23 protein-coding genes are annotated in these 26,500 nt (G+C 64.7%); 14 read left to right on the top strand and 9 right to left on the bottom strand.

The genetic code is table 11. The features are described 5' to 3' along the window. Positions 1–363: 363 nt before the first annotated feature. A complete protein-coding gene (locus DK842_RS16055; RefSeq protein WP_114062351.1) occupies positions 364–1,587 on the top strand; it encodes an L-lactate MFS transporter in 1,224 nt (407 codons plus the stop codon). 406 nt (positions 1,588–1,993) lie between these two features. Here DK842_RS16055 and DK842_RS16050 read toward each other — a convergent pair whose 3' ends face one another. Continuing rightward, positions 1,994–2,437 (bottom strand): YaiI/YqxD family protein, encoded by a 444-nt coding sequence (locus DK842_RS16050; RefSeq protein ID WP_114062350.1) that lies wholly within the window; start codon positions 2,435–2,437, stop codon positions 1,994–1,996. A gap of 106 nt (positions 2,438–2,543) precedes the next feature. Here DK842_RS16050 and DK842_RS16045 point away from each other — a divergent pair, with 106 nt between their 5' ends. From DK842_RS16045 to DK842_RS15995, 12 genes are all read left to right on the top strand, one after another. Further along, entirely contained in the window at positions 2,544–3,014 is a 471-nt protein-coding gene (locus tag DK842_RS16045; protein ID WP_168194902.1) for an NUDIX hydrolase, read from the top strand. Positions 3,015–3,133: 119 nt separating this feature from the next. After that, positions 3,134–4,303 carry an isovaleryl-CoA dehydrogenase gene (locus DK842_RS16040; RefSeq protein ID WP_114062348.1) on the top strand — a complete coding sequence of 390 codons (1,170 nt, stop codon included), beginning with the start codon at positions 3,134–3,136 and terminating at the stop codon, positions 4,301–4,303. A gap of 103 nt (positions 4,304–4,406) precedes the next feature. Next, positions 4,407–4,751, top strand: a complete 345-nt coding sequence (locus DK842_RS16035) for a nuclear transport factor 2 family protein (protein ID WP_114062347.1) — start codon at positions 4,407–4,409, stop codon at positions 4,749–4,751. A 13-nt stretch (positions 4,752–4,764) separates the two neighbouring features. After that, complete coding sequence (locus DK842_RS16030) at positions 4,765–6,363, top strand: carboxyl transferase domain-containing protein (protein ID WP_114062346.1); 1,599 nt, start codon at positions 4,765–4,767, stop codon at positions 6,361–6,363. A gap of 10 nt (positions 6,364–6,373) precedes the next feature. Beyond that, a complete protein-coding gene (locus DK842_RS16025) occupies positions 6,374–7,162 on the top strand; it encodes an enoyl-CoA hydratase/isomerase family protein (protein WP_114062345.1) in 789 nt (262 codons plus the stop codon). 13 nt (positions 7,163–7,175) lie between these two features. Beyond that, positions 7,176–7,307, top strand: coding sequence for a hypothetical protein (locus DK842_RS24120; protein ID WP_268877713.1), 132 nt, complete (start codon positions 7,176–7,178; stop codon positions 7,305–7,307). Further along, complete coding sequence (locus DK842_RS16020; protein ID WP_114062344.1) at positions 7,297–9,252, top strand: acetyl/propionyl/methylcrotonyl-CoA carboxylase subunit alpha; 1,956 nt, start codon at positions 7,297–7,299, stop codon at positions 9,250–9,252. Before DK842_RS24120 ends, DK842_RS16020 begins: the two co-directional genes overlap by 11 nt. A 34-nt stretch (positions 9,253–9,286) precedes the next feature. Continuing rightward, positions 9,287–9,769 carry a tetratricopeptide repeat protein gene (locus DK842_RS16015; protein WP_114062343.1) on the top strand — a complete coding sequence of 161 codons (483 nt, stop codon included), beginning with the start codon at positions 9,287–9,289 and terminating at the stop codon, positions 9,767–9,769. 11 nt (positions 9,770–9,780) lie between these two features. Continuing rightward, positions 9,781–10,290 carry a GyrI-like domain-containing protein gene (locus DK842_RS16010; RefSeq protein ID WP_114062342.1) on the top strand — a complete coding sequence of 170 codons (510 nt, stop codon included), beginning with the start codon at positions 9,781–9,783 and terminating at the stop codon, positions 10,288–10,290. Positions 10,291–10,300: 10 nt separating this feature from the next. Then, positions 10,301–11,194 carry a hydroxymethylglutaryl-CoA lyase gene (locus DK842_RS16005; protein WP_114062341.1) on the top strand — a complete coding sequence of 298 codons (894 nt, stop codon included), beginning with the start codon at positions 10,301–10,303 and terminating at the stop codon, positions 11,192–11,194. Between the two features lie 66 nt (positions 11,195–11,260). Continuing rightward, on the top strand, positions 11,261–13,222 hold the full coding sequence (locus DK842_RS16000; protein ID WP_114062340.1) for an acetoacetate--CoA ligase: 1,962 nt from the start codon (positions 11,261–11,263) through the stop codon (positions 13,220–13,222). Between the two features lie 88 nt (positions 13,223–13,310). Continuing rightward, positions 13,311–14,432: an HDOD domain-containing protein gene (locus DK842_RS15995; RefSeq protein ID WP_145964056.1), complete on the top strand. Its 1,122-nt coding sequence runs from the start codon at positions 13,311–13,313 to the stop codon at positions 14,430–14,432. A gap of 74 nt (positions 14,433–14,506) precedes the next feature. Here DK842_RS15995 and DK842_RS15990 read toward each other — a convergent pair whose 3' ends face one another. Next, positions 14,507–15,475, bottom strand: a complete 969-nt coding sequence (locus DK842_RS15990) for an NAD-dependent epimerase/dehydratase family protein (protein ID WP_114062338.1) — start codon at positions 15,473–15,475, stop codon at positions 14,507–14,509. Positions 15,476–15,571: 96 nt separating this feature from the next. Between DK842_RS15990 and DK842_RS15985 the strand changes: the two genes are divergently transcribed. Beyond that, positions 15,572–16,462 (top strand): LysR family transcriptional regulator, encoded by an 891-nt coding sequence (locus tag DK842_RS15985; protein WP_114062337.1) that lies wholly within the window; start codon positions 15,572–15,574, stop codon positions 16,460–16,462. 95 nt (positions 16,463–16,557) lie between these two features. Here the strand turns inward: DK842_RS15985 and DK842_RS15980 are convergent, their stop codons facing one another. From DK842_RS15980 to ushA, 7 genes are all read right to left on the bottom strand, one after another. Continuing rightward, positions 16,558–18,216, bottom strand: a complete 1,659-nt coding sequence (locus tag DK842_RS15980; RefSeq protein WP_114062336.1) for an ArnT family glycosyltransferase — start codon at positions 18,214–18,216, stop codon at positions 16,558–16,560. Between the two features lie 6 nt (positions 18,217–18,222). After that, the gene (locus tag DK842_RS15975; protein ID WP_114062335.1) at positions 18,223–19,158 is read right to left on the bottom strand and encodes a hypothetical protein; all 936 of its coding nucleotides are present in this window, start codon (positions 19,156–19,158) and stop codon (positions 18,223–18,225) included. A 91-nt stretch (positions 19,159–19,249) separates the two neighbouring features. After that, a complete protein-coding gene (gene rpmE / locus DK842_RS15970) occupies positions 19,250–19,465 on the bottom strand; it encodes a 50S ribosomal protein L31 (RefSeq protein WP_114062334.1) in 216 nt (71 codons plus the stop codon). A 108-nt stretch (positions 19,466–19,573) separates the two neighbouring features. Next, positions 19,574–20,947, bottom strand: coding sequence for a cysteine--tRNA ligase (gene cysS, locus DK842_RS15965; RefSeq protein ID WP_114062333.1), 1,374 nt, complete (start codon positions 20,945–20,947; stop codon positions 19,574–19,576). A gap of 92 nt (positions 20,948–21,039) precedes the next feature. Next, a complete protein-coding gene (locus tag DK842_RS15960; protein ID WP_168194901.1) occupies positions 21,040–23,124 on the bottom strand; it encodes an acyltransferase family protein in 2,085 nt (694 codons plus the stop codon). A 221-nt stretch (positions 23,125–23,345) separates the two neighbouring features. Beyond that, positions 23,346–24,563: a 6-phosphofructokinase gene (locus tag DK842_RS15955; RefSeq protein ID WP_114062331.1), complete on the bottom strand. Its 1,218-nt coding sequence runs from the start codon at positions 24,561–24,563 to the stop codon at positions 23,346–23,348. Between the two features lie 267 nt (positions 24,564–24,830). Beyond that, positions 24,831–26,477 carry a bifunctional UDP-sugar hydrolase/5'-nucleotidase UshA gene (gene ushA / locus DK842_RS15950; protein ID WP_114062330.1) on the bottom strand — a complete coding sequence of 549 codons (1,647 nt, stop codon included), beginning with the start codon at positions 26,475–26,477 and terminating at the stop codon, positions 24,831–24,833. Positions 26,478–26,500 lie beyond the last annotated feature (23 nt).

Genomic DNA, 26,500 nt, shown 5'->3' with positions numbered 1-26,500 from the left:
CGCATCCTCCGCCACATCGGCGCGCAGCCCACCCACCCAGCCAGCCAGCCAGCCATCCATCCATCCATCCATCCATCCCGTTGCAAACATCCGCCATGCCTGCCGGCGGATGCCGATGCGCCTCCCGACACCGTCAAATTCATATAAATGTTTATTATGGTATGTACTATATCATAACAATACATGAAAATCATACGGACATGCATCCTGAAACTCGCACCCGGCATTCTTCATGGACGCAGCTGGTTCTCCTCCATCTGCATTTCATTCCGCTCAGCCTGCATTTCATGCCACGGTCGCGCCGCATCCATAAGCATGGACTTATAGTCATGCCAACAGTAATGACTTTGATAGGAGCGCGCCATGACTGCCGCATCCAACGCCATCCGCTACCGCACCCTCGCGGGCACCGTCCTCTCCCAGTTCGCGCTGGGCTCCGTCTACACCTGGAGCCTGTTCAACGCCCAGTTGTCCCACAAGCTCTCCGAGCCGGTCAGCCAGGTGGCCTTCGCCTTCGGCCTGCTCAGTCTGGCGCTGGCGGTGGCGTCATCGATGGCCGGCAAGCTGCAGGAACGCTTCGGCGTGCGCAAGGTGGCCATCGCCTCCGGCCTGATGCTGGGCCTGGGCTTCTACCTGACCTCGCAAGCCAATAACCTGATCATGCTCTACCTGTGCGCAGGCCTGCTGGTGGGCTTCGCCGACGGCGCCGGTTATTTGATGTCGTTGTCCAACTGCGTAAAGTGGTTCCCGGAGCGCAAGGGCCTGATCTCCGCCTGCGCCATCGGCGCTTACGGGCTGGGCAGCCTGGGCTTCAAGTTCATCAACCTGGCGCTGCTGTCGCGCTTCAGCCTGGAAGCCACCTTCCAGCTGTGGGGCCTGATCGCCATGGCCATGGTGGTGGCCGGCGCGCTGCTGATGAGTGACGCGCCGCAGCAGTCCGACACCGCGCAAACCGGCGGCAGCCGCGACTACACCCTGGCCGAGGCGATGCGCCAGCCGCAATACTGGATGCTGGCGCTGATGTTCCTGACCGTGTGCATGAGCGGCCTGTACGTGATCGGCGTGGCCAAGGACATCGGCGAGAGCTTCGTCCACCTGTCGGCCGCCACCGCCGCCAACGCCGTGGCCGTGATCGCCGTGGCCAATCTGTCCGGCCGCCTGGTGCTGGGCGTGCTGTCAGACAAGATGCCGCGCATCCGCGTCATCACCCTCGCCCAGATCGCCGCGCTGGCCGGCATGCTGACCCTGCTGTTCGCGCCGCTGAACGCCGGCCTGTTCTTCGCAGCCATCGCCTGCATCGCCTTCAGTTTCGGCGGCACCATCACCGTCTACCCGTCGCTGGTCAGCGATTTCTTCGGCCTGAACAACCTGACCAAGAACTACGGCGTGATCTACCTGGGCTTCGGCATCGGCAGCATCGTCGGCTCCATCGTCGCCTCGCTGTTCGGCGGCTTCCTCGCCACCTTCCACCTGATCCTGGCGCTGTTGATCGTCGCCCTGCTGTTCTCGCTGACCATGCGCCAGCCGGGCGCGGCCCAGACCAAGCGGGAAGACTTCGACGCCGAGCCGCAGCTGGGCAAGGCCTGAGCCTCTCCTCTTCCAAATAAGACAAAGCCCCCGGATTCGGGGGCTTTTGCATGAATGGCGGATACCGCTTTGACGGTCAATCAATTTGGCGACAACTTATACAAATGCTGTGAAACCGAACCGATGTGCGCCATCCCCATCAGCGCTAGCCGGCTTCGAAGCCATTTCCGAGGTTTTAAGACGCCGGTTGTTCGACGCCGCGCGACGGTAGCGCGCGGCTAGTTCCGGCGGCTCCTTGGAAATGGCTTTGAAGACGGTGTTTCGACGCGCTGTCGGGGCGGCCTGGGGGTGTCGGGGGGCTGGCCGCGCAGCCCCCTGACCCGCCTGCCGGGCGGACTCAGAGCCCAAATCGTCCGCACAACCGGCATTGGATGGCGGAACGCCCGGCTCAAGCCGGGCTTCCGCCCTACTTTCGCGCCAGCCAAATGTCCAACTGCCGGGCGAAAGCCTGCCGGTCCGCCTGGCTCAGCGGCGGCGGGCCTTCGGTCTGGATGCCGCTGGCCCGCAGATTGTCCATGAAGTCCCGCATGGTCAGCTGGGCGGCGATGGTCTCCTTGGAAAACGCGTCGCCGCGCCAGTTCAGCGCCTGCGCGCCCTTGGCCAGCGCCTCGGACGCCAGCGGAATGTCGCCGGTGATCAACAAGTCTGTTGGCTCGATGCGGCGGGCGATCTCGTTGTCGGCCACGTCGAAACCCTTGGGCACCTGCAGCGCGCGGATATTCGGCGCCTTCGGCACCGTCAGCAGCTGGTTGGCGACCAACACCAGCTCCACGCCGGTGCGCTGTGCCGCGCGGAACAACACTTCCCGTATCACCTTGGGACAGGCGTCGGCGTCTACCCAGATCGTCATCGCATTTCTTTCTTCATTTACATAGCAGGCCATGATACCCGCCCTTGCCCATGACATGAGAATCCGCTATGCTGCGCGCCCGCCAAAAATGCCAAAGAGATATAACATGATCAACGTCGACATAGCCGGCACCCGCTTCAATCTGCGCGCCGCCGCCATCATCGAACATGGGGGTAAGGTCTTGCTGCACCGTTTGATCCGCGACGACTTCTGGACCTTGCCCGGCGGCCGTGTAGACCCCGACGAGGAAGCGCCCAAAACGGTTGAGCGGGAAATGCTTGAAGAGCTGGGCGAAGCCGTGCGTTGCGGCGAGATGGTCATGCTTATTGAAAACTTCTTCTCCGCCAATGGCCAGCGCAACCATGAGCTGGGCCTGTATTTCCAGACCTATCTGGCCGCCGACTCCGCGCTGCCTAACCGCGCCGCGCCGTTCATTATCGAAGACGGCGGCTCGCGTCTGGAATTCGACTGGTTCAGCCGCCAGCAGCTCAGCAAGCTGCGCATCCTGCCGCTGCCCATGAAAGACATGCTGATCAGCGAAGACCGCAGCCTGCGCCACGTAGTCAACCGCGAATAAGCGCCCGGCCGCCCTTTGCGGCGGCCATCATGTCGACATATTGACGCTTACGTAAACGTAAGCGATGATGTGCTCATCAGGCGCCGCCAGCCGCGCCGCACGCCCAACGAGGAGAACCCATGTACAGCAGCCTGCGCTTCGCCTTCGGCGAGACTTACGACCTCCTGCGCGAATCGGTGCGCGACTTCGCCGAACGCGAGATCGCCCCGCGCGCCGCCTCCATCGACCAGGACAATCTGTTCCCGGCCGACCTGTGGCGCAAGTTCGGCGAGCTGGGCTTGCTCGGCATCACCGTCAGCGAGCAATACGGCGGCGTGGACATGGGCTACCTCGCCCACATGATCGCGATGGAGGAAATCAGCCGCGCCAGCGCCTCGGTGGGCCTGTCGTACGGCGCGCACTCCAACCTGTGCGTCAACCAGATCTACAAGAATGGCAACGACGCGCAGCGCGCGAAATACCTGCCCAAACTGATCTCCGGCGAGCACGTCGGCGCGCTGGCGATGTCCGAGCCCAACGCCGGCTCCGACGTGGTCAGCATGAAGCTGAAGGCCGACAAGACCGACGGCGGCTACCTGCTCAACGGCAGCAAGATGTGGATCACCAACGGCGGCGACGCCGACACCCTGGTGGTGTACGCCAAAACCGACGTCAACGCCGGCCCCAAGGGCATCACCGCCTTCATCGTCGAGAAGAGCTTTGGCGGCTTCAGCCACGGCAGCAAGCTGGACAAGCTGGGCATGCGCGGCTCCAACACCTACCCCATCTTCTTCGACAACTGTTTCGTGCCGGAAGAAAACGTGCTGGGCGGCGAAGGCAACGGCGTGAAAGTGCTGATGAGCGGCCTGGATTACGAGCGCTCGGTGCTGGCGGCCGGCCCCTTGGGCATCATGCAAGCCAGCCTGGACATCGTGGTGCCCTACCTGAACGACCGCAGCCAGTTCGGCCAGCCCATCGGCGACTTCCAGCTGATGCAGGGCAAGCTGGCCGACATGTACGTCAAGCTGTCCGCCAGCCGCGCCTATGTCTACGCTGTGGGCCAGGCGCTGGACCGCGGCGAGACCGGCCGCCAGACGCGCAAGGACGCCGCCGGCGCCATTCTGTACGCGGCCGAGAACGCCACCCAGCTGGCGCTGGACGCCATCCAGTGCCTGGGCGGCAACGGCTACATCAATGAGTACGCCACCGGCCGTCTGCTGCGCGATGCCAAGCTGTACGAGATCGGCGCCGGCACCAGCGAGATCCGCCGGTGGCTGATAGGCCGCGAGCTGATGGCCGAAACCCGCTGAGCGCGGCGGATAAAATGCCTGATGCCGCGTTGCGCAGCCTTGCCTCAGGCCTTTTCTCCTGCCGCCTCCCACTACTTTCCGGCAACGCTCAGGAAACTCGAACATGACCGCCGCCGAACACATCGTCCAGGCCCAGCTGGACGCCTACAACGCCCGCAACCTTGAAGCCTTCGCCGCCTGCTACGCCGAGGACGTCAAGGTTTACCGCCTGCCGGCCATGACGCTGAGCCTGCATGGCCGCGCCGCGCTGGCCGACCACTACGCCAACAAGCGCTTCAACTTGCCCAAGCTGCACGCCGCGCTGCTGCATCGCATCGTGCAGGGCAGCCGCGTCATCGACCATGAAGACGTGACGCTGGACGGCGAAAACCGCTTTCGCGCCGTCGCCATCTACGACGTCAACGCCGATGGATTGATCGCCGCGGTGTGGTTCGTCGACGCCGAATGACAAGGTAAACCATATGCCTATTCTTGAATCCAAGCTGTCGCCGCGCGCCGCGGACTTCGTCGCCAACGCCGACAAGATGCGCGCGCTGGTGGACGATCTGAAACAGAAAGTCGCCCAAGCGGCGCTGGGCGGCGGCGAGAAAGCCCGCGCCAAACACACCGCGCGCGGCAAGCTGCTGCCGCGCGAGCGCATCGACCTGTTGCTGGACCCCGGCGCGCCGTTTCTGGAGCTGTCCCAGCTGGCCGCCTACGGCATGTATGGCGGCGACGCGCCCGGCGCGGGCATGATCGCCGGCATCGGCCGCGTTTCCGGCATCGACTGCCTGATCATCGCCAACGACGCCACTGTCAAGGGCGGCACCTATTACCCGATGACGGTGAAGAAGCATCTTCGCGCGCAGGAGATCGCCCGCGACAACCGCCTGCCCTGCGTCTACCTGGTGGATTCCGGCGGTGCCTTCCTGCCGCTGCAGGACGAGGTGTTTCCGGACAAGGAACACTTCGGCCGCATCTTCTACAACCAGGCCAATCTGTCGGCCATGGGCATTCCGCAGATCGCCGTGGTGATGGGCAGCTGCACCGCCGGCGGCGCCTACGTGCCGGCGATGAGCGACGAAACCGTCATCGTCAAGGAACAGGGCACCATCTTCCTGGGCGGCCCGCCCTTGGTGCGCGCGGCCACCGGCGAAGTGGTCAGCGCCGAGGAGCTGGGCGGCGGCGACGTGCACGCCAAAATCTCCGGCGTGGCCGACCACTTGGCCCAGAACGATGCCCACGCGCTGTCCATCGCCCGCCGCATCGTGTCCGACCTGAACTGGAAAAAGCAGGGCGAGCTGGACCGCGCCGAGCCCAAGCCGCCGCGCTACGCCGCGGAGGAAATCTATGGCGTGATCCCGGCCGATCCGAAAAAGCCGTTCGACGTGCGCGAGATCATCGCCCGCCTGGTGGACGATTCCGACTTCGACGAATTCAAGCAAAACTACGGGACGACTTTAGTCACGGGCTTCGCCCGCCTCAACGGCTACCGCGTCGGCATCCTGGCCAACAACGGCATCCTGTTCTCCGAATCCGCGCTGAAAGGCGCGCACTTCGTCGAGCTGTGCTGCCAACGCGGCATTCCGCTGATCTTCCTGCAGAACATCACTGGCTTCATGGTGGGCAAGAAATACGAAAACGGCGGCATCGCCAAGGACGGCGCCAAACTGGTGACGGCGGTGGCCTGCGCCAAGGTGCCCAAGTTCACCGTGCTGATAGGCGGCAGCTTCGGCGCGGGCAACTACGGCATGTGCGGCCGCGCCTACTCGCCGCGCTTCCTGTGGATGTGGCCGAACAGCCGCATCTCGGTGATGGGCGGCGAGCAGGCCGCCGGCGTGCTGGCCCAGGTGAAAAAAGAACAGCTGGGCGACGCCTTCACCCCGGAACAGGAAGAAGCGCTGAAAGCGCCGGTACGCCAGCAGTACGAGGAACAGGGCCACCCCTACTACGCCAGCGCGCGGCTGTGGGACGACGGCGTGATCGACCCGGCCCAGACCCGCGACGTGCTGGCGCTGGCGATTGAGGCCGCGCTGTCTGCGCCGATTGAACAGACCCGCTTCGGCGTGTTCCGGATGTAAGGAGCGGATGATGAGCTACACCACGCTGCAAATCGAACACAGCGGCAAGATCGCCACCGTCTGGCTGAACCGGCCGGAGCTGCACAACGCGTTGAACGAAGTGTTGATCGCCGAACTGAGCGAGGCGATGCGGCAACTGAACCGTGACGAATCCATCCGCGTCATCGTGCTGGCAGGCCGCGGCAAGAGCTTCTGCGCCGGCGCGGACCTGGACTGGATGCGCCGAGCCGCCGGCTACACGGAAGAGGAAAACCTGGCCGACGCGCAAAAGCTGGCCGCCATGCTGAAAAGCGTCTACCGCAGCGCCAAGCCGGTGATCGCCCGCATCCACGGCGCGGCCATGGCCGGCGGCACCGGATTGGCGGCCGCCTGCGATGTAGCCATCGCCACCGACGCCGCCAAGTTCGCGTTGACCGAAGTGCGGCTGGGCCTGATCCCGGCCACCATCGGCCCCTATGTCGCCGACGCGATAGGCTGGCGCCAGGCCAGGCGTTATTTCCTGTCCGCCGAGCGCATCACCGCCGGCACCGCGCTGAAGCTGGGCCTGATACACGAACTGGTCAGCGAGGCGCTGCTGGACGAGCGGGTGGCCGAGGTCGCCGAGGAGCTGGCCAAGGGCGCGCCCGGCGCGCTGCGCGAGGCCAAGCTGCTGTTGGCGGAGCTGCGCGAAGGCTCGCCCTGGGACGACCAATTGCTCGAACGCACCGCCATGCGCATCGCGTCCATCCGCGCCGGCGACGAAGCGCGCGAAGGCCTGGCTTCATTCTTCGAAAAACGCGCGCCGAAATGGCAGGAATAACCCGGACAAAGCCATGTTCAATAAAATCCTGATCGCCAACCGCGGTGACCAGCAGCCGCAGGGCTGCGCAGCTGCGCAGCAAAATCGCCTGCCGGCGCGCAAGCGCCGGGGCGGTTTCGCCGCGGGAGACCGCCATGTTCAATAAGATCCTGATCGCCAACCGCGGCGAAATCGCCTGCCGCGTCATCCAAACCGCCAAGGCCCTGGGCATCGCCACCGTCGCCGTCTATTCCGACGCCGACGCGAACGCCCGCTTCGTCAAGCTGGCCGACGAGGCCTACCGTCTCGGCCCGGCCCCGGCCGCCGAATCCTATCTGCGCGCCGACCGGATCCTGGCCATCGCCCAACAATGCGGCGCGCAGGCGGTGCATCCCGGCTACGGCTTCCTGTCCGAGAATGAAGACTTCGCCGCCGCCTGCGAGGCCGCCGGCATCGCCTTCATCGGCCCGCCGGCCTCCGCCATCGCCGCGATGGGCAGCAAATCCGCCGCCAAGGCGCTGATGGAAAAAGCCGGCGTGCCGCTGGTGCCCGGCTACCACGGCGATGATCAAAATCCGGCGTTGCTGCAAAGCCAGGCCGACGCCATCGGCTATCCGGTATTGATCAAGGCCAGCGCCGGCGGCGGCGGCAAGGGCATGCGCATCGTGGAAAAGAGTGACGACTTCGCCGCCGCCCTCGCCTCCTGCCAGCGTGAAGCCCGCGCCAGCTTCGGCGACGACAAGGTGCTGGTGGAGAAATACCTGACCCGCCCGCGCCACGTGGAGATTCAGGTGTTCGCCGACAAACTGGGCGGCTGCGTCTACCTGTTCGAGCGCGACTGCTCGGTGCAGCGCCGCCATCAAAAAGTGCTGGAAGAAGCGCCGGCCCCGCACTTGCCGCAGGCCACCCGCGAAGCGATGGGCGAAGCCGCCGTCGCCGCCGCGCGCGCCGTCGGCTATGTCGGCGCCGGCACGGTCGAGTTCATCATGGACGTGGACACGGGCAAGTTCTACTTCATGGAGATGAACACCCGGCTGCAGGTGGAGCACCCGGTAACCGAGATGATCACCGGCCAGGACCTGGTGGCCTGGCAACTGGCCGTCGCCGCCGGCGGCGCGCTGCCGATGAAGCAAGACCAACTGGCCATTCGCGGCCACGCCATCGAGGCCCGCATCTACGCCGAAGATCCAGACAAGGGCTTTCTGCCCTCCACCGGCGCCTTGCTCCACTTGGCGACGCCTGTAGAGTCCGCCCATGTGCGCATCGACACCGGGGTGGAGCAAGGCGACGCCATCTCGCCGTTCTACGACCCGATGATCGCCAAGCTCATCGTGTGGGGCGAAACCCGCGAAGCGGCGCTCAGGCAGATGGACGCCGCGCTGGCGCAATACCAGATCGTCGGCCTGTCCAGTAATGTGTCATTCCTGCGCCGCATCGTGAACCATCACAGCTTTGCCGGCGGCTACGTCGATACCGGGCTGATCGCCCGCCACCACGACGAACTGTTGCCGCCGCCGGCCGCGCCGACGGCCCGACAACTGGCCCTGCTGGCGCTGGCCGAGGCGCTGGCGCAGCAAGCGCCCTACCCGGCGGCCGCCGGCTGGCGCTTGAACGGCGAGCAGACGCGCCACTTCGCCTTCCGCCAGGATGAGGAAGAATACCGCGCGGCGCTGCGCCACCAAACCAACGGCTTCGCCATTTCCGTGGAGGGACAATCGTTCTCCGCCAGCGCGCAGTTGAATGGTTGCCAGCTGCATGCCGTGCTGGATGGCGCGGCCATCAAGGCCGCGGTGGCGCGCCACGGCGCGCAGCGCGTGCTGTTCGAAAACGGCGAACGCCTGGCTGTGGAATGGGTGGACCCCTACGCCTACACCGAGCTGGGCGTTCACGGCGAAACCCACCTCAAGGCGCCGATGCCGGGCCGCGTGGTGGCGCTCTTGGCCAAGATAGGCAAATGGGTGGCCAAAGGCTCGCCGTTGTTGATTCTGGAGGCGATGAAGATGGAGCACACCATCACCGCGCCGGGCGACGGCGTGGTGCAGGATTTCTACTTCTCCGCCGGCGAGCAGGTCAATGATGGTGACGAACTGGTAGACTTTGCCGCAGAATGACGAAGTCATTTCAATAACAAGCAAAGACAAGGATATGCATATCGCCCTGGAAGCCATCCAACAGCTGCGCCAGCGCGGCGAGCATGAAGCCGCGCGCCGGCAGACGCTGGAACTGCTGCGGCAACAGCCGCAGCATGCCGAGCTGCATTATCTCTGCGCTTGCATCCACGACAGCCTGGGCCTGGAAGCCGAAGCCATCCCCCACTACCAGCAGGCGCTGGAGTTGGGCCTGAGCGGCGACGCGGCGGCCGAGGCCTGGCTGGGCCTGGGCAGCAGCCACCGCGCGCTGGGCCGCTTCGACGCGGCTGAAGCCGCGCTGCGCGAAGGAAGCGGGCTGTTTCCGCAACACCACGCGCTGCGCGCCTTTCTGGCGATGGCGCTGTACAACCGCGGCCAGCACAAGGAAGCCACGCAAAGCTTGCTCACCCTGTTGGCGGACGGCAGCGCCGATCACGGCATCCGAGCCTACCGCCGCGCCATCCGCTTTTACGCGGAAGACCTTGACCGAACCTGGTAACGAGACCCGCCATGGACCCCGTCATCATCAATCACCCCGGCCTGGCCCTGGCCGGCTACGGCATCGATACCCGGCTGGAAAACGGCGACAACCTGCGCCAGATTCCGGCCTTCTGGAACGATTACGCCCAGCGGCTGCGACAACCGCTGCTGGAGTCGCTGGGCAGGCCGCACGCTCCGGAATACGGCGTCACCTGCGACTTCAACCCGGCGGACGGCAGTTTCCGCTACCTGATCGCCATGGAATGCCCGGCCGATGGCGAGCCGCCCGCCGACAGCGAGCGCCGCGCCCTGCCGCCGGCCAAATACGCGGTGTTCACCACGCCGCCGGCGGCCGATCCGGCCCGGTTCGGCGAAGCCATCGTCGCAACCTGGCAGCACATCTACGGGCAGTGGCTGCCCGCGTCCGCCAAATGGGAGCACGCCATCGGCGCCTCCTTCGAGCGCTACGACGGCCGCTGCGCCCCTGGCCAGCCCAGCCTGCAAATGGACATTTACATCCCCGTTCAGCCCAAGCGTTGAAAGCCAAGCCATGCAAAGCGTCAAGATTGTGGAAGTCGGTCCGCGCGACGGGCTGCAAAACGAGAAACTGCCGCTGAGCGCGGAAATCAAGCTGGAGCTGATCCGCAGGTTGTCCGAAACCGGCCTGTCCGCTATCGAGGCCGGCGCCTTCGTCTCGCCCAAGTGGGTGCCGCAAATGGCCGGCAGCGCCGAGGTGCTGGCCGCGCTGGACGCCTCCGGCCCCATCGCCTATCCGGTGCTGGTGCCCAACGACCGGGGGCTGGACGCGGCGCTGGCGGCCGGCGCGCGCGAGATCGCCGTGTTCGGCGCGGCCAGCGAGAGCTTCAGCCAGAAAAACATCAACGCCAGCATCGCAGAAAGCCTGCGCCGCTTCGAGAGCGTGGCCCGCCGCGCGCGGGACGCCGGCGTCAAGGTGCGCGGCTATGTGTCCTGCGTGGCCGGCTGCCCCTACGAAGGCAAGATCGCGCCCGGCAAAGTGGCCGAAGTGGCCAGGGCGCTGGCCGACATGGGCTGCTATGAAATCTCGCTGGGCGACACCATAGGCGTGGGCACGCCGGCGTCGGTGCGGGAAATGCTGGACGCGGTGCTGGACGCGCTGCCGGCCAAGCAACTGGCGGGACACTTCCACGACACCTACGGCATGGCCGTCGCCAACATCCGCGCGGCGCTTGATGCGGGGCTGCGCGTGTTCGATGCATCGGTCGCCGGATTGGGCGGCTGCCCGTACGCGCGCGGCGCGTCCGGCAACGTCGCCACCGAAGACGTGGCCTACCTGCTGGCCGGCGAGGGCTACCACAGCGGCATAGATCTCACTAAACTGGTGGACGTCGCCTGGTTCATCGCCGACGCGCTGGGCAAGCCCCCCGCCTCCAAGCTGGCGCACGCGCTCGGCCGCCAGAGCTGAAAACCATACCAGCCGGCCCGCCCCGTCAAGCCAAAGCCATACCGCGGGCCGCGCACAGGAGAAACCATGCAAGCACGCAATACCCCGATCTGGAGCCCGTCCGCCGAGCGGCTGGCCGGCTGCCATCTCACCGCCTTCGCCCGCCTGGCCGAAACCGTTTGCGGCAAGGAGTTGCCCGACTACCACCGCCTGTGGCGCGCCAGCGTGGAAGACCCGGGCCGCTTCTGGTCGCTGGTCTGGGACTATTGCGGCGTGATCGGCGACAAGGGCGGCGTGGCGTTGGAGAACGGCGACGACATGCTGGCCGCCCGCTTCTTCCCCGAAGCGCGGCTCAATTTCGCGGAAAACCTGCTGCGCCGGGACGACGACAGCCTGGCCGTGGTGTTCCGCGGCGAAGACAAGATCGAGCAGAAGCTGAGCTGGCATGAGTTGAACCAGCTGGTTTCCCGCCTGCAGCAGGCGATGCGCGCCGCCGGCATCCAGCCGGGCGATCGCGTGGCCGGCTTCATGCCCAATATGCCGGCCGCGCTGGCGGCGATGCTGGCCGCCAGCAGCCTGGGCGCGGTATGGACCAGCGGCTCGCCCGACTTCGGCACCGATGGCGCGCTGGACCGTTTCGGCCAGACCGAGCCCAGGATTCTGTTCTGCCCCGACGGCTACTGGTACAACGGCAAAGCGGTGGACATCCGCGCCAAGATGATCCACCTGGCGGAAAAACTCCCCAGCGTGGAGCGCTTCGTGGTGGTTCCCTATCTGGGCGACGGCGCCGACTTCGCCGCCGCCGTGCCGCGCGCGCAGACGCTGGACGCGTTCCTGGCCGGCTTCGACGCGCGCCCGGTGGAATACCTCCGCCTGCCGTTCAACCACCCGCTGTACATCCTGTACTCCAGCGGCACCACCGGCAAGCCCAAGTGCATCGTCCACGGCGCCGGCGGCACACTGCTGCAGCACCTGAAAGAACACCAGCTTCACGCCGACGTCCACGCCGGCGACCACCTGTTCTACTTCACCACCTGCGGCTGGATGATGTGGAACTGGCTGGTAAGCGGCCTCGCCTCCGGCGCGGCGCTGATGCTGTACGACGGCTCGCCGTTCGCCGATGAAGGCCGCGTGCTGTGGGATTACGCCGCCGAGCACGGCTTCACCCACTTCGGCACCTCGGCCAAATACATCGACAGCCTGAGAAAGACCCCCATCGTCCCCGCCCGCGACTGGCAGCTGGCCAAGCTTCGCAGCCTGTTCTCCACGGGTTCCCCTCTGGTGGCGGAAAGCTACGACTGGGTATACGAGAACATCAAGGCCGACCTCAACCTGGCCTCCATCTCCGGCGGCACCGACATCGTGTCCTGCTTCGCGCTGGGCGCGCCCACGCTGCCGGTGTACCGCGGCGAACTGCAATGCCGCGGCCTTGGGATGGCGGTGGACATCTACGACGAGATGGGCCGCCCGCTGTATCGCGAAAAAGGCGAGTTGATCTGCAAGAAGCCGTTCCCATCGATGCCGATAGGCTTCTGGAACGATCCGGACGGCGAGAAATACCGCCAGGCCTACTTCGGCCGCTTCCCCAACATCTGGTGCCACGGCGACTACGCCGAAGTCACCGAGCACGACGGCGTAATCATCTACGGCCGTTCCGACGCGGTGCTCAACCCCGGCGGCGTGCGCATCGGCACCGCCGAGATCTACCGCCAGGTGGAAGCGTTCCCGGAAATCCTGGAAAGCCTGGCCGTCGGCCAGACCTGGCAGGACGACGAGCGCGTGGTGCTGTTCGTCAAGCTGCGCGAGGACGCGGCGCTGGACGAAGAGCTGGTCAATCGGATCAAGGCGCAGATCAAGAGCGGCGCCAGCCCCCGCCACGTGCCGGCGCGCATCATCGCGGTGGCCGACATCCCGCGCACGGTCAGCGGCAAGATCGTGGAGCTGGCGGTGAAAAACGTGATCCACGGCCGCCCGGTCAACAATGTCAGCGCGCTGGCCAATCCGGAAGCGCTGAAACTTTTTGAGAACCTGAGCGAATTGGGCGAATGAATCCATCCATGAAAAACGAGGGCCGCCGTCCTCGTTTTTCATTGGCGCGCGCCGAAATCGCCAGCCGGCCATAGCGGAAAGAATCACGTTGCCGAAAACCATGCGGGCAAACGCCGCCCGGCATCCGTTTAGGCGACTCGCTTGGCCATTCCCATACCGCGAGGATTCAGACGCCCATCCCCAGCCTGGGCCTGGCATCGGATATCCATTGAGGCCGCCATCCGTTTTTAATCGCCGAGTACGGAAAACTGGCTTATTATTAAGCGAAGAGGCAAAGGTCTTCCACGCCGCGGACCGCGCGCGAATATCGTTTGAGCGTCTTCGCAAAGACGGCAAGCGGCGTTTTCTGAGCGGAGCAAGTATGTTGAGTCGGCACCAGCAAAGCTGGGGTGTTGAACAGTGGGCGGCTTACCTGAAAGACAAGGAAATACCTGTTCTGTTGGCGACCCGGGACATGTTCCAGTCGCTGAAGTCGCAAGGCAAGGACGCCCCGGAGTTTTCGCCGAGAGAACTAGCCGAATTCGTGCATGACGACCCTTATCTGGCCGTCAAGCTGCTGATAGAGGCCGAAAGGCACCGCTCCCGGCGCCTGGGCAAGGAAACCACCACCCAACTCGCCACCATACTCCAGCTGGGCAGCGATGAATTGTATTCGCTGATAGCGGGAAGCCCGGTTGTCCATGTCGACCACCCGGGCTGGCAAGCCGCCGTTTCCACCGCGGTCTTGGCCTCCAGCATCGCCCGCGCCTGGTCCAATTTCCGTTCCGACGCCTCGCCGGAGGAAATCTCGCTGGCCACCCTGCTTTCCGAAACCGGCGAATTGCTGCTGTGGCATTTCGCGCCGGAATTGCCGACCGGAGCCATCGCGGAATTCGAATCCGGGCGAGCCAATCGAACCGGCCTCGCCCAATTGAATTCCGCCGGATTCACCTTCCGGCAATTGACGCTGGTCTTGGCCGATGTCTGGCAATTGCCACAAATGATCAGCCAGTTGATCCGCGGCGTAGATCGGCCCCGCACCCATATCGCGCAGATCGCCATAGACTGCGCCCGTCACTTGATGCAAAACCCGGACAATCCGGCGCTGCCATCCGACATCGGCAATATCTCCCAGCACATTCCGGGCGTAGCCAAAGAGAAACTGATTTCGGTCTTGCCGATTTCCGATGAGCAGAAGACTCATATTCTCGCAGGATTGAGTGAGAAGTAAACGCCTGCCTCCCATTTATCCGCCGCTCCCATGATTCCTTTTTGTGCGAAATGCCGCCAGTCTCCCCAATAAAATCACTCCGGCAAGCAACCCAAGCCCTTCAACGTCGCTTCCACCGCCTCGTCCAGCGGCGTCACCCATTCTCGCCCCAGCACGCCGAGCAGCTTGCCGTTATCCATCCGCACCGGCTGGCGCCACAGGTAGCGCATTTCCATCATTTCCCGCAGCGTGGCGTTGAACGGCGAGATCAGCCGGATCAGCCGCCATGGAAAGGCGCTCACCTTGGCGTCCACCCCGTGCCGTCGCAATGCGCGACAGATGGCCTGCGCCATCTGCTCGCCGTCCGCATCCCAATGACCGCCCAAATGGAAAGAGGCGAATGGCTCTAGCGATTCGCGCCGCTCCAGCAACGCGACGATGTTGCGCGCCACATCCGGCAGATAAGCCCATTGATGCCCAACGCCGGGCGCAGCCGGATTCTGGATGCGGCGTATCGGCTTGCCGGGTTTGACCAGGCCTTGCGAAAACCAGTTATTGCCCGCTCTGGGGCCGAAGAAGTCGCCGGCGCGCACGATCAGCGCCTTGCCGCCGTCGGCCGCATAAGCGCGGAGGCGGGCTTCCATTTCCACCCGTATCGCGCCCTTGCGAGTCATCGGGCGCTGTGGCGCCTCCTCTCTGATGAGGGGAAACGCATCCGGTCCGTAGTTGTACACGGTGCCAGGCAGCACGGCGATGGCGCCCTCGCGCTTCGCCGCGGCGATGGTGTTGTCCAGCATGGGCAGCACCCGTTCCGACCAGTTGCGGTAGCCGGGCGGATTCACCGCATGGACGATGGCCGCGCAGCCCTCCGCCGCCTTGGCCACATCGTCCGGCCGCATCGCGTCGCCTCGTATCCAGACGATGCCGTCGCGAATCTGGACCGGCTGCTCCAGCCCTCGCGCCAGACCGCGCACTTCCCAGCCCGCGTCGCGCAACTGGCGCGCCGCCTCTCCGCCTATGCCGCCTGCCGCGCCCACCACCAATGCCGTTTCTCTTGTGATCATGGTTCTGCTCCTTGATTTGTATCGGTGCAGCCATGCTATGGCGGAGTCCATCAATACGGAATTGACTAAAATGGCATATCACCCATACATTTATGCATGGACAACACGATAGACTGGCAACTATACCGTTCCTTTCTCGCCGTGCTGCGGGAGGGGTCGCTGTCCGCCGCGGCGCGGACGCTGGGCCAGACCCAGCCGACGCTAGGCAGGCATATCGACGCGCTGGAAGCCGCGCTGGGCATTTCTCTGTTTACCCGCTTTCCTGGCGGGCTGCTGCCGACAAACGCGGCGCAGACGCTGCGCCCGCATGCGGAGGCCATGGCCAGCCACGCGGCGGCGCTGGAGAGGATGGCGTCCTGCCAAGGCAACGATCCAAGCGGCGTGGTGCGAATCACAGCCAGCGAAGTAGTCGGCGCGGAAGTGCTGCCACCCATGCTGGCGGCGCTGCGCCGCAGCCATCCGGGAATCACGATAGAATTGGTTCCAAGCAACCGCGCGCAAGACCTATTGCAACGCGAGGCGGATATCGCTGTGCGCATGACGCGTCCGCGACAGTCGCAATTGATCGCCCGCCCCATCGGCGACATCGAGATCGGCCTGTTCGCCGCCCCCGCCTACTTGGCCGAGCGCGGCGAGCCTTTCGAAGTTGAAGATCTGGGCCGACACAGCCTGATCGGCTTCGACCAGCCCAGCGCCTTCCAACGGGAAGCGGCCAAATGGATGCCCGGCTTGGACCGCGAGCGTTTTGCCTTGCGCAGCGACAGCGATCTGGCCCAGCTCGCGCTGTTGCGCGCCGGCGCCGGCATCGGCTTCTGCCAGTTGCCCCTGGCGCGGCGGGATGGCTTGCGGCGCATTCTGCCTGATCGCTACGCGCTGCGTTTGGACACCTGGATCACCATGCACGAGGACCTGCGGCACAGTCCCGCCTGCAAGACGGCGTTCGACGCGCTGGTGGCGGGCATGCTGGACTACATCGAGCGCGCCTAGCCGGAAAGCCTGCCGCCCGAAAGCCTTTCGCCGCCCCGCCATGAAAAGAGCCGCGCCGGCATGCGTCCGGCGCGGCTCCCTTTCCATGAGCGTCCCTACTTGGCGGCTTTGGGCGGCGGCAGCCGCTGCAGCAGCGCGAAAGTCATGTTCTGCTCGCGCGGCCGGTTGCCGGTCCACAACACCTGCCAGCCGGGTTCTGCCACGCCCTCCTCGCTGTTGCGCACCACCAGCCAGTACTCGCAGGGCGGCGCCTCGCCCGCCGGGAACGAGAGCAAGTCGATGCCGGCGTAGTAGCGCCAACTGATCTGGGCCAGGCTGTTGCGGTTTTCGGTGGCGATGCAGGTGGCGGTGGCCGGCAACTTGCGCAGCATGCTCTCCACCACTGGGCGGTAGCTCTTCGCCGCATCGAACCAAGGCAGCCACAGCGACATGCCCAGCCCCCACAGCAACGTCAGCCCAGCCGTCCAGTTGGTGATCGCCTGCCGTCCGCGCAGATGGGGCCGGGTCAGCGCCCACAGCCATACCAGCGTGGCGATCAGGCCGCCGGCGGCCTGCGGCCAGGATACGTGCGGCTGGTAGAACGGGCTGAAATACTGCGCCCTTCCGGCCAGCCCTTCCGGCCAGCCGTAGTTCATCGCCGCCCAGCCCAGCCATACCAGCAGGCCGAACAATCCAAAGGTCATCAGCGCGAACCAGTTGAGGAAGGCGGCCGCGCCGCGCCGCAGATTGTCCAGCTCCACCGCGGCCAGCACCGCCAGCGGCAACAGCAGCGGCATCGCGTCGGTGATGTTGGTTCGGTCGGACAACGTGAGCAGCACCGCCATCATCAAGCCGAACAACAAGGGCAGCTGCAACCTGGCCGATTGCAGCTGGCGATTCCGATACAGCGTCCACAGCGCCAGCGGCCAGGCCGGGAAGGCGAACCACAGGATGTTGAGGCTGTAATAGCCGAAATCATGGAACAGCCGGACATGATGGAAACCGCTGGTCTGGCCCAGTGCATAGCCGCCCCACCACTCTGCGTACACTGCCGGATACAGCCTATGCAACAGCATCGGCCACACCAAGATGGCTGGCAGCGCCAGCAGCAAGGCCAGCAACAAGGTGATCGCGTAATTCTTGCGCCGCCAGCCGCTGAACGCCGGCAACATCAGCGCCACCAGCCAGATCAGGGCCAGGTCCAGCAGACTGCCTCCCAGGAAGGTGGCCACGCTGGCCGCGCCCAGGACCGCGCCGGCAAGGCCAGGCGAACGCAGCGCCAGCGCCAGCGCATAGAACGCGGCGGACAGGCCGGCGAAGGCGGCGACATTCGGCGTCAGCTGATGCCCGGACTCCACCAGGCCGATGCAGCCGATCAGGATCATCACCACGCTGCGGCCATGGCGGCGGCCTATCAAGTCGCGCCCGGCCATGCCAGCCAGCAACAGCGACAGCGACATCAATAGCGGCGTCGCCAGCCTGGCCGCGTCATGCGCCGGCAGCAGCCAGGGCGAGAACAGCTTGATGCAGCCGGCTGCCAACCAGTAATACAAGGGCGCATTATCGAGATAAGGCGCGCCGTTGAGCATGGGCAACAGCCAGTTGCCGCTGTCCAGCATGCCCTGCGCGACAGCCAACACGAAAGGCTCGTCCGGCTTCCAGGGATCGTGCCCCAGAATGCCGGGCCACAGCCAGATGAAGCACAGCAGCAACAGCATCCAGGGTTTTTCGGTCGGCTTGGCCAATGCGTTGGCCTGAGCGGAGTAAGTCAGCATGTCGGATCAGACTTGATGAGGGGGTTGACTCAGCCCACCGGTCAACAGGGCCAGCCAAGCCCGCAGGTCTATCTTGCGCTTGGCGATGGACGCGCGCCACTTATTGCTGCGACGGCGATGCTTGTGTTCCGGCGCGGCCTGAATCGCCTTCAACCTGGCCTCGTCCCATTCCAGCTCGGCGCAATAACGGGCTTGCCGCTCCACATCCCAGCTGGCATCCATTGCCGAGAACACTTCCTGAAGATAAATGGGGGCTTCGTAGCTGTAATTCCAATAGTGGTGCAAGGCATCGCCCAGCGCCAGCATCCTGTATTGGCTGCAGGCGACCAGTGACAGCGCGAATTGCTCAGTCCAATTCCGCGGGCGCATCCGCGGCAGCAGATAATCGTTGATGGCCAACGCGCTGGCGTAGAACGCATCCGCGCCGGCCGGCGTGCCGATCACGCCGGAATTCCACATTTCCAGCGCCAAACCATCAGCCAGACCCAAACTTCGCAATGGAGCCTCATGCTTGCGGACAGCCGCTTGATATTCCGGGAAGAAGCCTGGTCCCAAACTGCCTTCCTTCACATGCATGCAACAAACGCCGCCCTGCTCCAGCGCCTGGAACACCGAATGCGGCAGCGACAACCAACGGGTATCGCAATCCACGTACATCAACGCGGAGCCCAGTTCGGCGTTCGCCCATTGCATCACCATCAGCTTGATGCGGTGCACGTAGTCGAATTGGCCGCGATAACTGCGCAGCTGCTGCGCGGTGAGGGGGAAAATCTTAATCAGTTCATGCTGCGGCACGCTGGCGGGATCGTCGGTGTAAACCGCGACTTGGATGTCATCTCGGCGCTCGGCGATCAGCAGGTGCAGCAGCGTCAGAATGGAAAATCGGGTTTGATCGTGGTATTTCTTGCCGCCGTGTGACAAGTAAACAATATGCAGGGCCATATTTATCTCGCATTGCAATTTCCTACGCCGCAGAACAAAAAAAGGCAGCCATAAAGCTGCCTTTTTTTTCTTCCGGAATCCGGCGTAGCGCTTAGCGCTTGAAGAAGCTGCCGAACTTCTGGTTGAACTTGTCCACGCGGCCGGCGGTGTCCACGATCTTTTGCTTGCCGGTGTAGAACGGGTGGCAGCTGGAGCACACTTCGATGGAGAAGGCGTCCTTGGACATGGTGGACTTGGTCACGAACTGTTGACCGCAGGAGCAGGTGACGGACAGTTCTTTGTAGTTCGGGTGAATATCGGTTTTCATCTCTCTACCTTTCAAATCGGGTGCAGGGGTTTTGCCTGCACTGCTTTACGAAACACGGCATTATCCGCCGTTTGGCCGCCGTTGACAAGCGCTGGCGGCCAAACCGCGTCAGGCGCGGCGCCAGATGGTGCCGCCGGCGCCGTCTTCCAGCACGATGCCTTTGGCGGTCAGCTCGTCGCGGATGCGGTCGGACTCGGCCCAATTCTTGGCGGCGCGCGCGTCCTTGCGCGCCTGGATCAGCCCTTCCACTTGCTCGGCGGACAACTCTCCCTCGCCGGCGCCGCCCTTCAGGAAGGCCTCGGGATCGCGCTCCAGCAGGCCCAGCGCGCCGGCCAGATCCTTCAACAGGCGGGCCAGCTGCGGGTCGCGGCTCTTGTTCACTTCGCCGGCCAGCTCGAACAGCACCGCCACCGCCTCGGACGAATTGAAGTCGTCGTCCATCGCCGCCTTGAAGCGGGCGGCGTAAGCGTTGTTCCAATCGATGCCCGCGGACGCCGGCAGCTCGATGCCGCGCAGGGCGGTGTACAGTCGGGTCAGGCCGTGCTTGGCGTCGTTGAGGATGCCGTCGGTGTAGTTCACCGGGCTGCGGTAGTGGCTGCGCACGATGAAGAAGCGGATCACCTCGCCGTCGAAGTGCTGCAGCACGTCGCGGATGGTGAAGAAGTTGCCCAGGCTTTTGGACATTTTCTCGCCGTCGACATTGATGAAGCCGTTGTGCAGCCAGTAATTGACATACTGATGGCCGTGCGCGCCCTCGGACTGGGCGATTTCGTTCTCATGGTGCGGGAACTGCAGGTCCTCGCCGCCGCCGTGGATGTCGAAATGCTCGCCCAGATGGTGGCAGCTCATCACCGAGCACTCGATATGCCAGCCCGGACGGCCCTTGCCCCACGGGCTGTCCCAGGACGGCTCGCCCGGCTTGGCGGCCTTCCACAGCACGAAATCCAGCGGATCGCGCTTGTTCGGGTCCACTTCCACCCGCTCGCCGGCGCGCAGCTTGTCCAGCGTGCGGCCGGACAGCTTGCCGTAGCCCTCGAACTCGCGCACCGCGTAGTAGACGTCGCCGTTGGCGGCCGGATAGGCCTTGCCGTTGGCGATCAGCTGTTCGATCAGCGCTATCATGCCGCCCACGTGGTGGGTGGCGCGCGGCTCGTGCGTCGGCGGCAGCAGGCCCAGCGCGGCGGCGTCCTGGCGCATGTCGGCGATGGTATCCTCCACCAGTTGATCCGGCGTGATGCCGCGCTCCAGCGCGCGCTTGATGATCTTGTCCTCGATGTCGGTGATGTTGCGGACATAGGTCACGTCGTAGCCCGACGTCTTCAGCCAGCGGTAGATCACGTCGAAGGCGGCCAGCATGCGCGCGTGGCCGATGTGACAGAGGTCGTAAACGGTCATGCCGCAGACGTACATGCTCACTTTGCCGGGTTCGATGGGTTTGAACGCTTCCTTCTGGCGGGTCAGTGTGTTGTACAGGCTAAGCATGATTGAAACCTATGGTTGGACAGTCAAAAGTTCGGATTGTATCAGAGTGGGCTTCCCGGCTGTGCAGAAAACCGCAACCGGGGCCCGGCGCGTCACGGTGCCAGAGCCCAACGAAAATCGACGTCGAAATCCGCGCCCAAGCTGCGCGCCATGGTGGCGCCGATATGATCGCGGTCCTGGTAGCGGATCAGGCCGTTCTTGCTGGCGTAGCAGGTGTCCGCGTCGCAGAAGCGGTTTATCGGGTCCCACAGGCGGACATTCGCATGCGCAGCCGTTAGGCGCCCCAGCATGGCCGCCACTTCGGCGCGCTCCGACTCCACGTTTTGGCGCGGCACATTACAAGCCTGCGCGCCCTTCCGCGCGACGCACTCTGCCGGGGAATAGCGCATCTCCGGCTCAGGCGATACCAACACCAGCTTCAAGCCAAGCGATTGCAGATAAGCCGCCTGCCTGCCCAGCGCCGCTTCCAGCACGCGCATCGAGCTGGCGTGATCCAGCGGCGGCACGCCGGCGATCATATTGCCCGGCAGTTTCGGCACGCCCTGCAGGCCCGCCTCCACCACCCCAGTCTGCGCTGGCCTGCCAGGCAGCACCTCCGCGGCGTAGCCTATCCAGCGGGCGTTCATCAACACCCCGGTCACGCCCTTGGCTTTCAAATCCGGCAACTCCTCGCGCACTGCGCGCGCGAAGCGGGTGCACCAGGTCCGCATCTTGCCCTCGCCCACCGGCGTGACATCCGGCAGCGGAGGGCAGCCATGGTAGACCCGCCTCAGAATGGACACGCCATGCTGTTTGGCCAACTGCTCATACATCGGCATCAGGTGGTCGGTATGGGAATCCCCCCAGGCCAGCAGGCGCAGAGGCGCATTCGGCTGCCCTATCATGCAGGCCGCTCGAGGCGGGAGCGGCAAGCCGTCGCCCGGCATATTGCACGCGTCGTTGAACGACATCGCGTCATGCTTGGCCTGAAGAATGGCCTGCTGCCCCAGCCACGGAAAATGCTTGGGCGCGTACATGGACACCGTGCCCAGCAACCACATCGACAGAGTCAGCCACAGGCCGGTTTTCAGCGTCGGCTTGACCGCGCCCAGGCAGGGCAGGCGGCGCTGGCGCAACGGCTGCTCGACATAGCGATAGCTGAGCCAGGCCAGGCCCAAGGCCAGCACGCCGCCCAGCAGGAAGTCGCGCTCAAGCGCGCGCTCTCCCAATCCCCAATAGCGCCCGAGCACCAACAGAGGCCAATGCCACAGGTAAAAACCGTAAGAAAGAATGCCGACCACCACCCAGGGCCGCCAGGACATCAGCCTGCTGACCGGATTGTCCCGGTTCGCCGCTCCGCCCCAGATCAGCAATACCGTACCCAGCACCGGCAGCAGGGCGATCCACCCCGGGAACAGCATCTTATCGTTCAGGAACAAAACCGAGCCGGCCAGCAACAGCAAGCCCGCCCCGGCCAGCGACGCCGCCCGCCCGCGGCCCATCGCTCGCTGCGGCGCCATCGCCAGCAGCGCGCCGGAAGCAAACTCCCAGGCGCGAGCCGGCATCAGGTAAAACGCTCTGGGCGTGTCATGCAGCGACAGCCACAGGCACAGGCCGAACGACAGCAGCCAGACCAGGGATAGCAGCCCGCGCACCGGGCGCTCCCTGCCAGAGCTTCCGCTGCCCCAGCGGCGGAACACCAGCCACATCAACAGCGGCCACACCAGGTAATACTGCTCCTCCACCGCCAGAGACCAGATGTGGAGCATCGGCTTCAGATCGGAATCGGAATCAAAGTAGTCGAAAGCGTGCTGCAGAAAGTGATGGTTGGCCGACAGCAGCGCGACGCCGCGCACCTCCCGGCCCAACTTGTTCTGGTCGTCTGGCAGCATGACGAAATAGGCGGCGAGCAAAGTGGCCAGCACCACCAGCACCAGGGCCGGCGCCAACCGCCGGATGCGGCGCGCGTAAAAGGCCTTGAAATCTATCCGCCCCCGCTCGACCAGTTCCTTTTTCAGGAGGCCGCTGATCAGGTAGCCGGAGATGACAAAGAAGATGTCGACCCCGATAAAGCCGCCAGGCAAGCCCGGCAACCCGATGTGAAACGCGACGACGCTGAGCACGGCAAAGGCCCGCAGGCCGTCTATGTCGGGACGATAACTATCCGCGCCGACACTGGGTGTGATATTCAAAGACATGGAGATGACATCCAGGCACCGGCAAGAAGGGTCCCGTCGCCGCCGCGCCCGCATGACGCCATTCCAAGCACGCGACAGCAAAACGCCCCGACCCAGCCGCAAACCCGTGTTGCGCTTTCAATCCAACAGAGAAGCCGGCATTTTACACACCCCCGGACAGCGCGCACCAGCGCCGGGCAAAGAAAAACCGCCGGCAAGCGGCGGCCATTCCCCAAACACAATCAGACGCGCGGCCAGGCGATGGGTCGGTAGTCGGGCAAACCATCCTTGAACGGCGGGATGCGTTCGCCTTCCATCAACGGCTTCACGTAATCGAGGAAAGCCTGGGTGACGCTGAAGCCATCCTCGCCGATGAATTCCGGCGGCAGCGATTTTTCCTTGTCGCCCACCGCCGACAGCGGCACTTCGTCCACGTTCCAACAGTAAGGATGGTCGTTCAAGCGCCGGATGCCAGCCATCAGGCCTGTCTTGCCTGCCAGCAGCCACTCCACCGCCTTCTCGCCCATCACATAGGCTTGGCGCACATCGGTGGCGGACGCCAGGTGGCCGCCGGCGCGCTGCAGATAGTCCACCTGGGCGACATGGGCGGAGATGCCGCGCTCGCGCAGAATCAGTTGGGCCAGCCAGTGGCCGGCGCCGCCGAGTTGCTCGTGGCCGTAGGTTTCGGACTTCTTCGCCTCGGCGACGAAGCGGCCATCCTTGCCGGTAATGCCCTCGGCCACCGCGATCGCGCACTGGCCGTACTTGGCCAGGCAGCCGTCCAGCGCGGCCAGGAAGCGTTCCTGATCGAACGGCACTTCCGGCAGCAGCAGCAGGTGCGGCGCTTCCTGCGGGCTGCGTGAGGAGGCGGCGCAGGCGGCGGCCAGCCAGCCGGTATGGCGGCCCATGGTTTCCATGATGAAGACGCGGCCCCAGCCCATGCTGGTCATGTCCAGGCCCACCTCGCGCATGGCGCTGGCCAGGAACTTGGCGGAGGAGCCGTAGCCGGGGCTGTTGTCGGTACCCACCAGGTCGTTGTCTATGGTCTTGGGGATGCCGATCACGCCCAGCTTGTAGCCCGTGTGCTTTTCAAAATCCACCAGCCGCTCGGCGCAGCCCAGCGAGCCGTTGCCGCCGTTGATCAGCAGATAGCGGATGTCGTGCTTGGCCAGCACGTCGCGCAGGCGCAGCCAGTCTTCCGGCGCCTCCTCGTAAGTGCCTATCATGCGGCGGCTGACGCCGAAGCTGCCGCCGGGCATGAAGGCGAGCTGGGCGATGGCGGTATCGGATACCGCGTCGGTATCGCACAGCCGGCCATCGAGCAGGCCGGCCAGCCCATCGTAAGCGGCATAAAGGGAAAGCCCCAGGCGGCGCGCGGTTTCAATCGCGCCCTGGGCGGAGGCGTTCAGAACGGCGGTGGGTCCGCCGGATTGCAGATATACGGCTCTTGGCTTGGTCATGATCGCAACCTGATAGTGTGGACTGTCTGGGCAGCGCCTGGGCTGGACAGCTGGCCTACGCTGCTAACACCACCACCATACCATTGCCGCGACAGCCGCCTCAAGCGGGCCGCGGCTGGCAAAACGGGCTTCCTTGACCGTCGGCAAACACAAAACAATGTAGCTGCCAGACTACATGCCAACCATCCTCCCCCAGATAATCCGCCAGCTTCGGAAATGAAAAAAGCCGCGTCTGCCGACGCGGCCTTTCCTTGCCTCGCCCTGGACTTACTGGCGCAGCACCGCTTCTGCCGGCGCGTAACGCTCCGCCTTAACCGGGGAATGCTTGGCCACGTAGTCTTTCAGCACCTCGGCGTCGACGAAGCCGGTGTTCACGTAACCCGCATGTTGAGCCATCTTGGGATAGCCGTCGCCGCCCGCAGCCATGAAACTGTTGATCGCCACGCGGTAACGCCTGGCCGGATCGACGGGCTTGCCTCCTACCAGCGCCTGCTGCAGCTCGCCGCCGACGATGCGCAGCTTCACGCCGGCGAACTGGGCGTAAGCCCCGGCCCCCGGCGTCATCCGCGCCGCGGCCTTCAGGTAATCCAGCGCCTCGGCCCCGCTCATGTCGACATAGGCCAGCGTGCTGCCGAAGGGGAACACCTTGAGCACATCCTTGTAGCTGACCACGCCCGCCGGCAGCGAGTCGCGGATGCCGCCGGAGTTGATCACCGCGAAATCGGCCTGGGTCTTGGCCATCATCGCCTCGCCGACGAACACGCCCAGATTGGTGGGCTGGCCGCGCACCACGGAGCGGTCGCCCTCCAGCTTGGCCGACAACTCGCCCACCTTGACGCCCAACTCGGCCTGCCCCCTGTCCTGATAAGCCTTGAGGAAGCTTCTCAGCTTGCTGTCCTCTGGAATCAGCTCGGCGTACGGCGCTTTCTCGGTCTTGCCGTCGGCCGTTTTCACCGTCTTTTTCAGGTTGACCGGAATCAGCTGGTATTTCACCAGCTTGAGATTGCCGTTGCGGAATTCGAAATCGGCGCGGCCGACATACTTGCCCCATTCGTGCGCCTGCACGATCCAGGCGCCGTTCTGGCGGTCCGGCGCGCAAGCCGCGCCCGGCACGTAGGCGTCGTCGCGAACGTTCTCCGCCTTCATGCACACCGGGTTCTGGCTATGGCCGCCGACGATCAGGTCCAGGCCCTTCACCGCGCGCGCCATCTCCACATCGCCCGGCGCGTTGACGCCGTGATTGCCGTCCGCGTAATGGCCCATGTGGGTAGCGGCGATGACGATGTCGGCCTTCCGGCGAAGCTCCGGCACCAGGGTGGCGGCCTCGGCGACCGGGCTCTTGAATTCAATGCCCTTGATCTGCGCCGGATTCACCATCTTGGCGGTGTCGTCGGTGGTCAGGCCCATCACCGCCACTTTGACGCCGCCCAGGTTGAACATGGCGTAGGGATCGAACATCCGCTTGCCGTCCTGGTAGATGTTGGCGGACAGCATCGGGAAGCTGATCCACTTGCGCTGCTGCATCAGCACTGGCACCGGCTTGTCAAACTCGTGGTTGCCCACCGCCATCGCGTCGTAGCCGATGCGGTCCATGCCGCGGAAATCCGGCTCGGCGTTTTGCAGATCGGACTCCGGCACCCCGGTGTTGACGTCGCCGCCGGACAGCAGCAGCGTGTAGCCGCCTTCGGCCTTCACCTCGGCGCGCACCTTGTCCACCACCGTTTTCTGGGCGGCGAGGCCGTATTCGCCATCGCTATTGGGCCAGAAGCGGCCGTGATGGTCGTTGGTGTGCAAGATGGTGATCTTGTAGGTCTTGCCGCTATCGTAATTACCTTTGCCCGGCGGCGTCGCGCAAGCGGACAACAGGCCGGCGGCCAACAGGGATAGCGCGATGGATGTGAGCTTGGTGTGCATTTTTTCTCCTTATTGTCCGGCTT

The organism is Chromobacterium phragmitis (assembly GCF_003325475.1).
Lineage (GTDB): Bacteria > Pseudomonadota > Gammaproteobacteria > Burkholderiales > Chromobacteriaceae > Chromobacterium > Chromobacterium phragmitis.
The sequence above is the reverse complement of the archived record's forward strand: the minus strand, read 5'-3'. Positions and strand labels throughout refer to the sequence as shown.

Bases quoted from the DNA above. Each gene is read 5' to 3' on its own strand.
- DK842_RS15975 (WP_114062335.1), bottom strand. From the start codon at position 19,158: ATGGCCCTGCATATTGTTTACTTGTCACACGGCGGCAAGAAATACCAC.
- DK842_RS16010 (WP_114062342.1), top strand. From the start codon at position 9,781: ATGGACCCCGTCATCATCAATCACCCCGGCCTGGCCCTGGCCGGCTAC.
- ushA (WP_114062330.1), bottom strand. From the start codon at position 26,477: ATGCACACCAAGCTCACATCCATCGCGCTATCCCTGTTGGCCGCCGGC.
- DK842_RS16000 (WP_114062340.1), top strand. From the start codon at position 11,261: ATGCAAGCACGCAATACCCCGATCTGGAGCCCGTCCGCCGAGCGGCTG.
- DK842_RS16030 (WP_114062346.1), top strand. From the start codon at position 4,765: ATGCCTATTCTTGAATCCAAGCTGTCGCCGCGCGCCGCGGACTTCGTC.
- DK842_RS16025 (WP_114062345.1), top strand. From the start codon at position 6,374: ATGAGCTACACCACGCTGCAAATCGAACACAGCGGCAAGATCGCCACC.
- DK842_RS16050 (WP_114062350.1), bottom strand. From the start codon at position 2,437: ATGACGATCTGGGTAGACGCCGACGCCTGTCCCAAGGTGATACGGGAA.
- DK842_RS15985 (WP_114062337.1), top strand. From the start codon at position 15,572: ATGGACAACACGATAGACTGGCAACTATACCGTTCCTTTCTCGCCGTG.
- DK842_RS15960 (WP_168194901.1), bottom strand. From the start codon at position 23,124: ATGTCTTTGAATATCACACCCAGTGTCGGCGCGGATAGTTATCGTCCC.
- cysS (WP_114062333.1), bottom strand. From the start codon at position 20,947: ATGCTTAGCCTGTACAACACACTGACCCGCCAGAAGGAAGCGTTCAAA.
- DK842_RS15990 (WP_114062338.1), bottom strand. From the start codon at position 15,475: ATGATCACAAGAGAAACGGCATTGGTGGTGGGCGCGGCAGGCGGCATA.
- DK842_RS16040 (WP_114062348.1), top strand. From the start codon at position 3,134: ATGTACAGCAGCCTGCGCTTCGCCTTCGGCGAGACTTACGACCTCCTG.
- DK842_RS16055 (WP_114062351.1), top strand. From the start codon at position 364: ATGACTGCCGCATCCAACGCCATCCGCTACCGCACCCTCGCGGGCACC.
- DK842_RS16015 (WP_114062343.1), top strand. From the start codon at position 9,287: ATGCATATCGCCCTGGAAGCCATCCAACAGCTGCGCCAGCGCGGCGAG.
- DK842_RS16020 (WP_114062344.1), top strand. From the start codon at position 7,297: ATGTTCAATAAGATCCTGATCGCCAACCGCGGCGAAATCGCCTGCCGC.
- DK842_RS16035 (WP_114062347.1), top strand. From the start codon at position 4,407: ATGACCGCCGCCGAACACATCGTCCAGGCCCAGCTGGACGCCTACAAC.
- DK842_RS15955 (WP_114062331.1), bottom strand. From the start codon at position 24,563: ATGACCAAGCCAAGAGCCGTATATCTGCAATCCGGCGGACCCACCGCC.
- rpmE (WP_114062334.1), bottom strand. From the start codon at position 19,465: ATGAAAACCGATATTCACCCGAACTACAAAGAACTGTCCGTCACCTGC.
- DK842_RS16045 (WP_168194902.1), top strand. From the start codon at position 2,544: ATGATCAACGTCGACATAGCCGGCACCCGCTTCAATCTGCGCGCCGCC.
- DK842_RS16005 (WP_114062341.1), top strand. From the start codon at position 10,301: ATGCAAAGCGTCAAGATTGTGGAAGTCGGTCCGCGCGACGGGCTGCAA.
- DK842_RS24120 (WP_268877713.1), top strand. From the start codon at position 7,176: ATGTTCAATAAAATCCTGATCGCCAACCGCGGTGACCAGCAGCCGCAG.
- DK842_RS15980 (WP_114062336.1), bottom strand. From the start codon at position 18,216: ATGCTGACTTACTCCGCTCAGGCCAACGCATTGGCCAAGCCGACCGAA.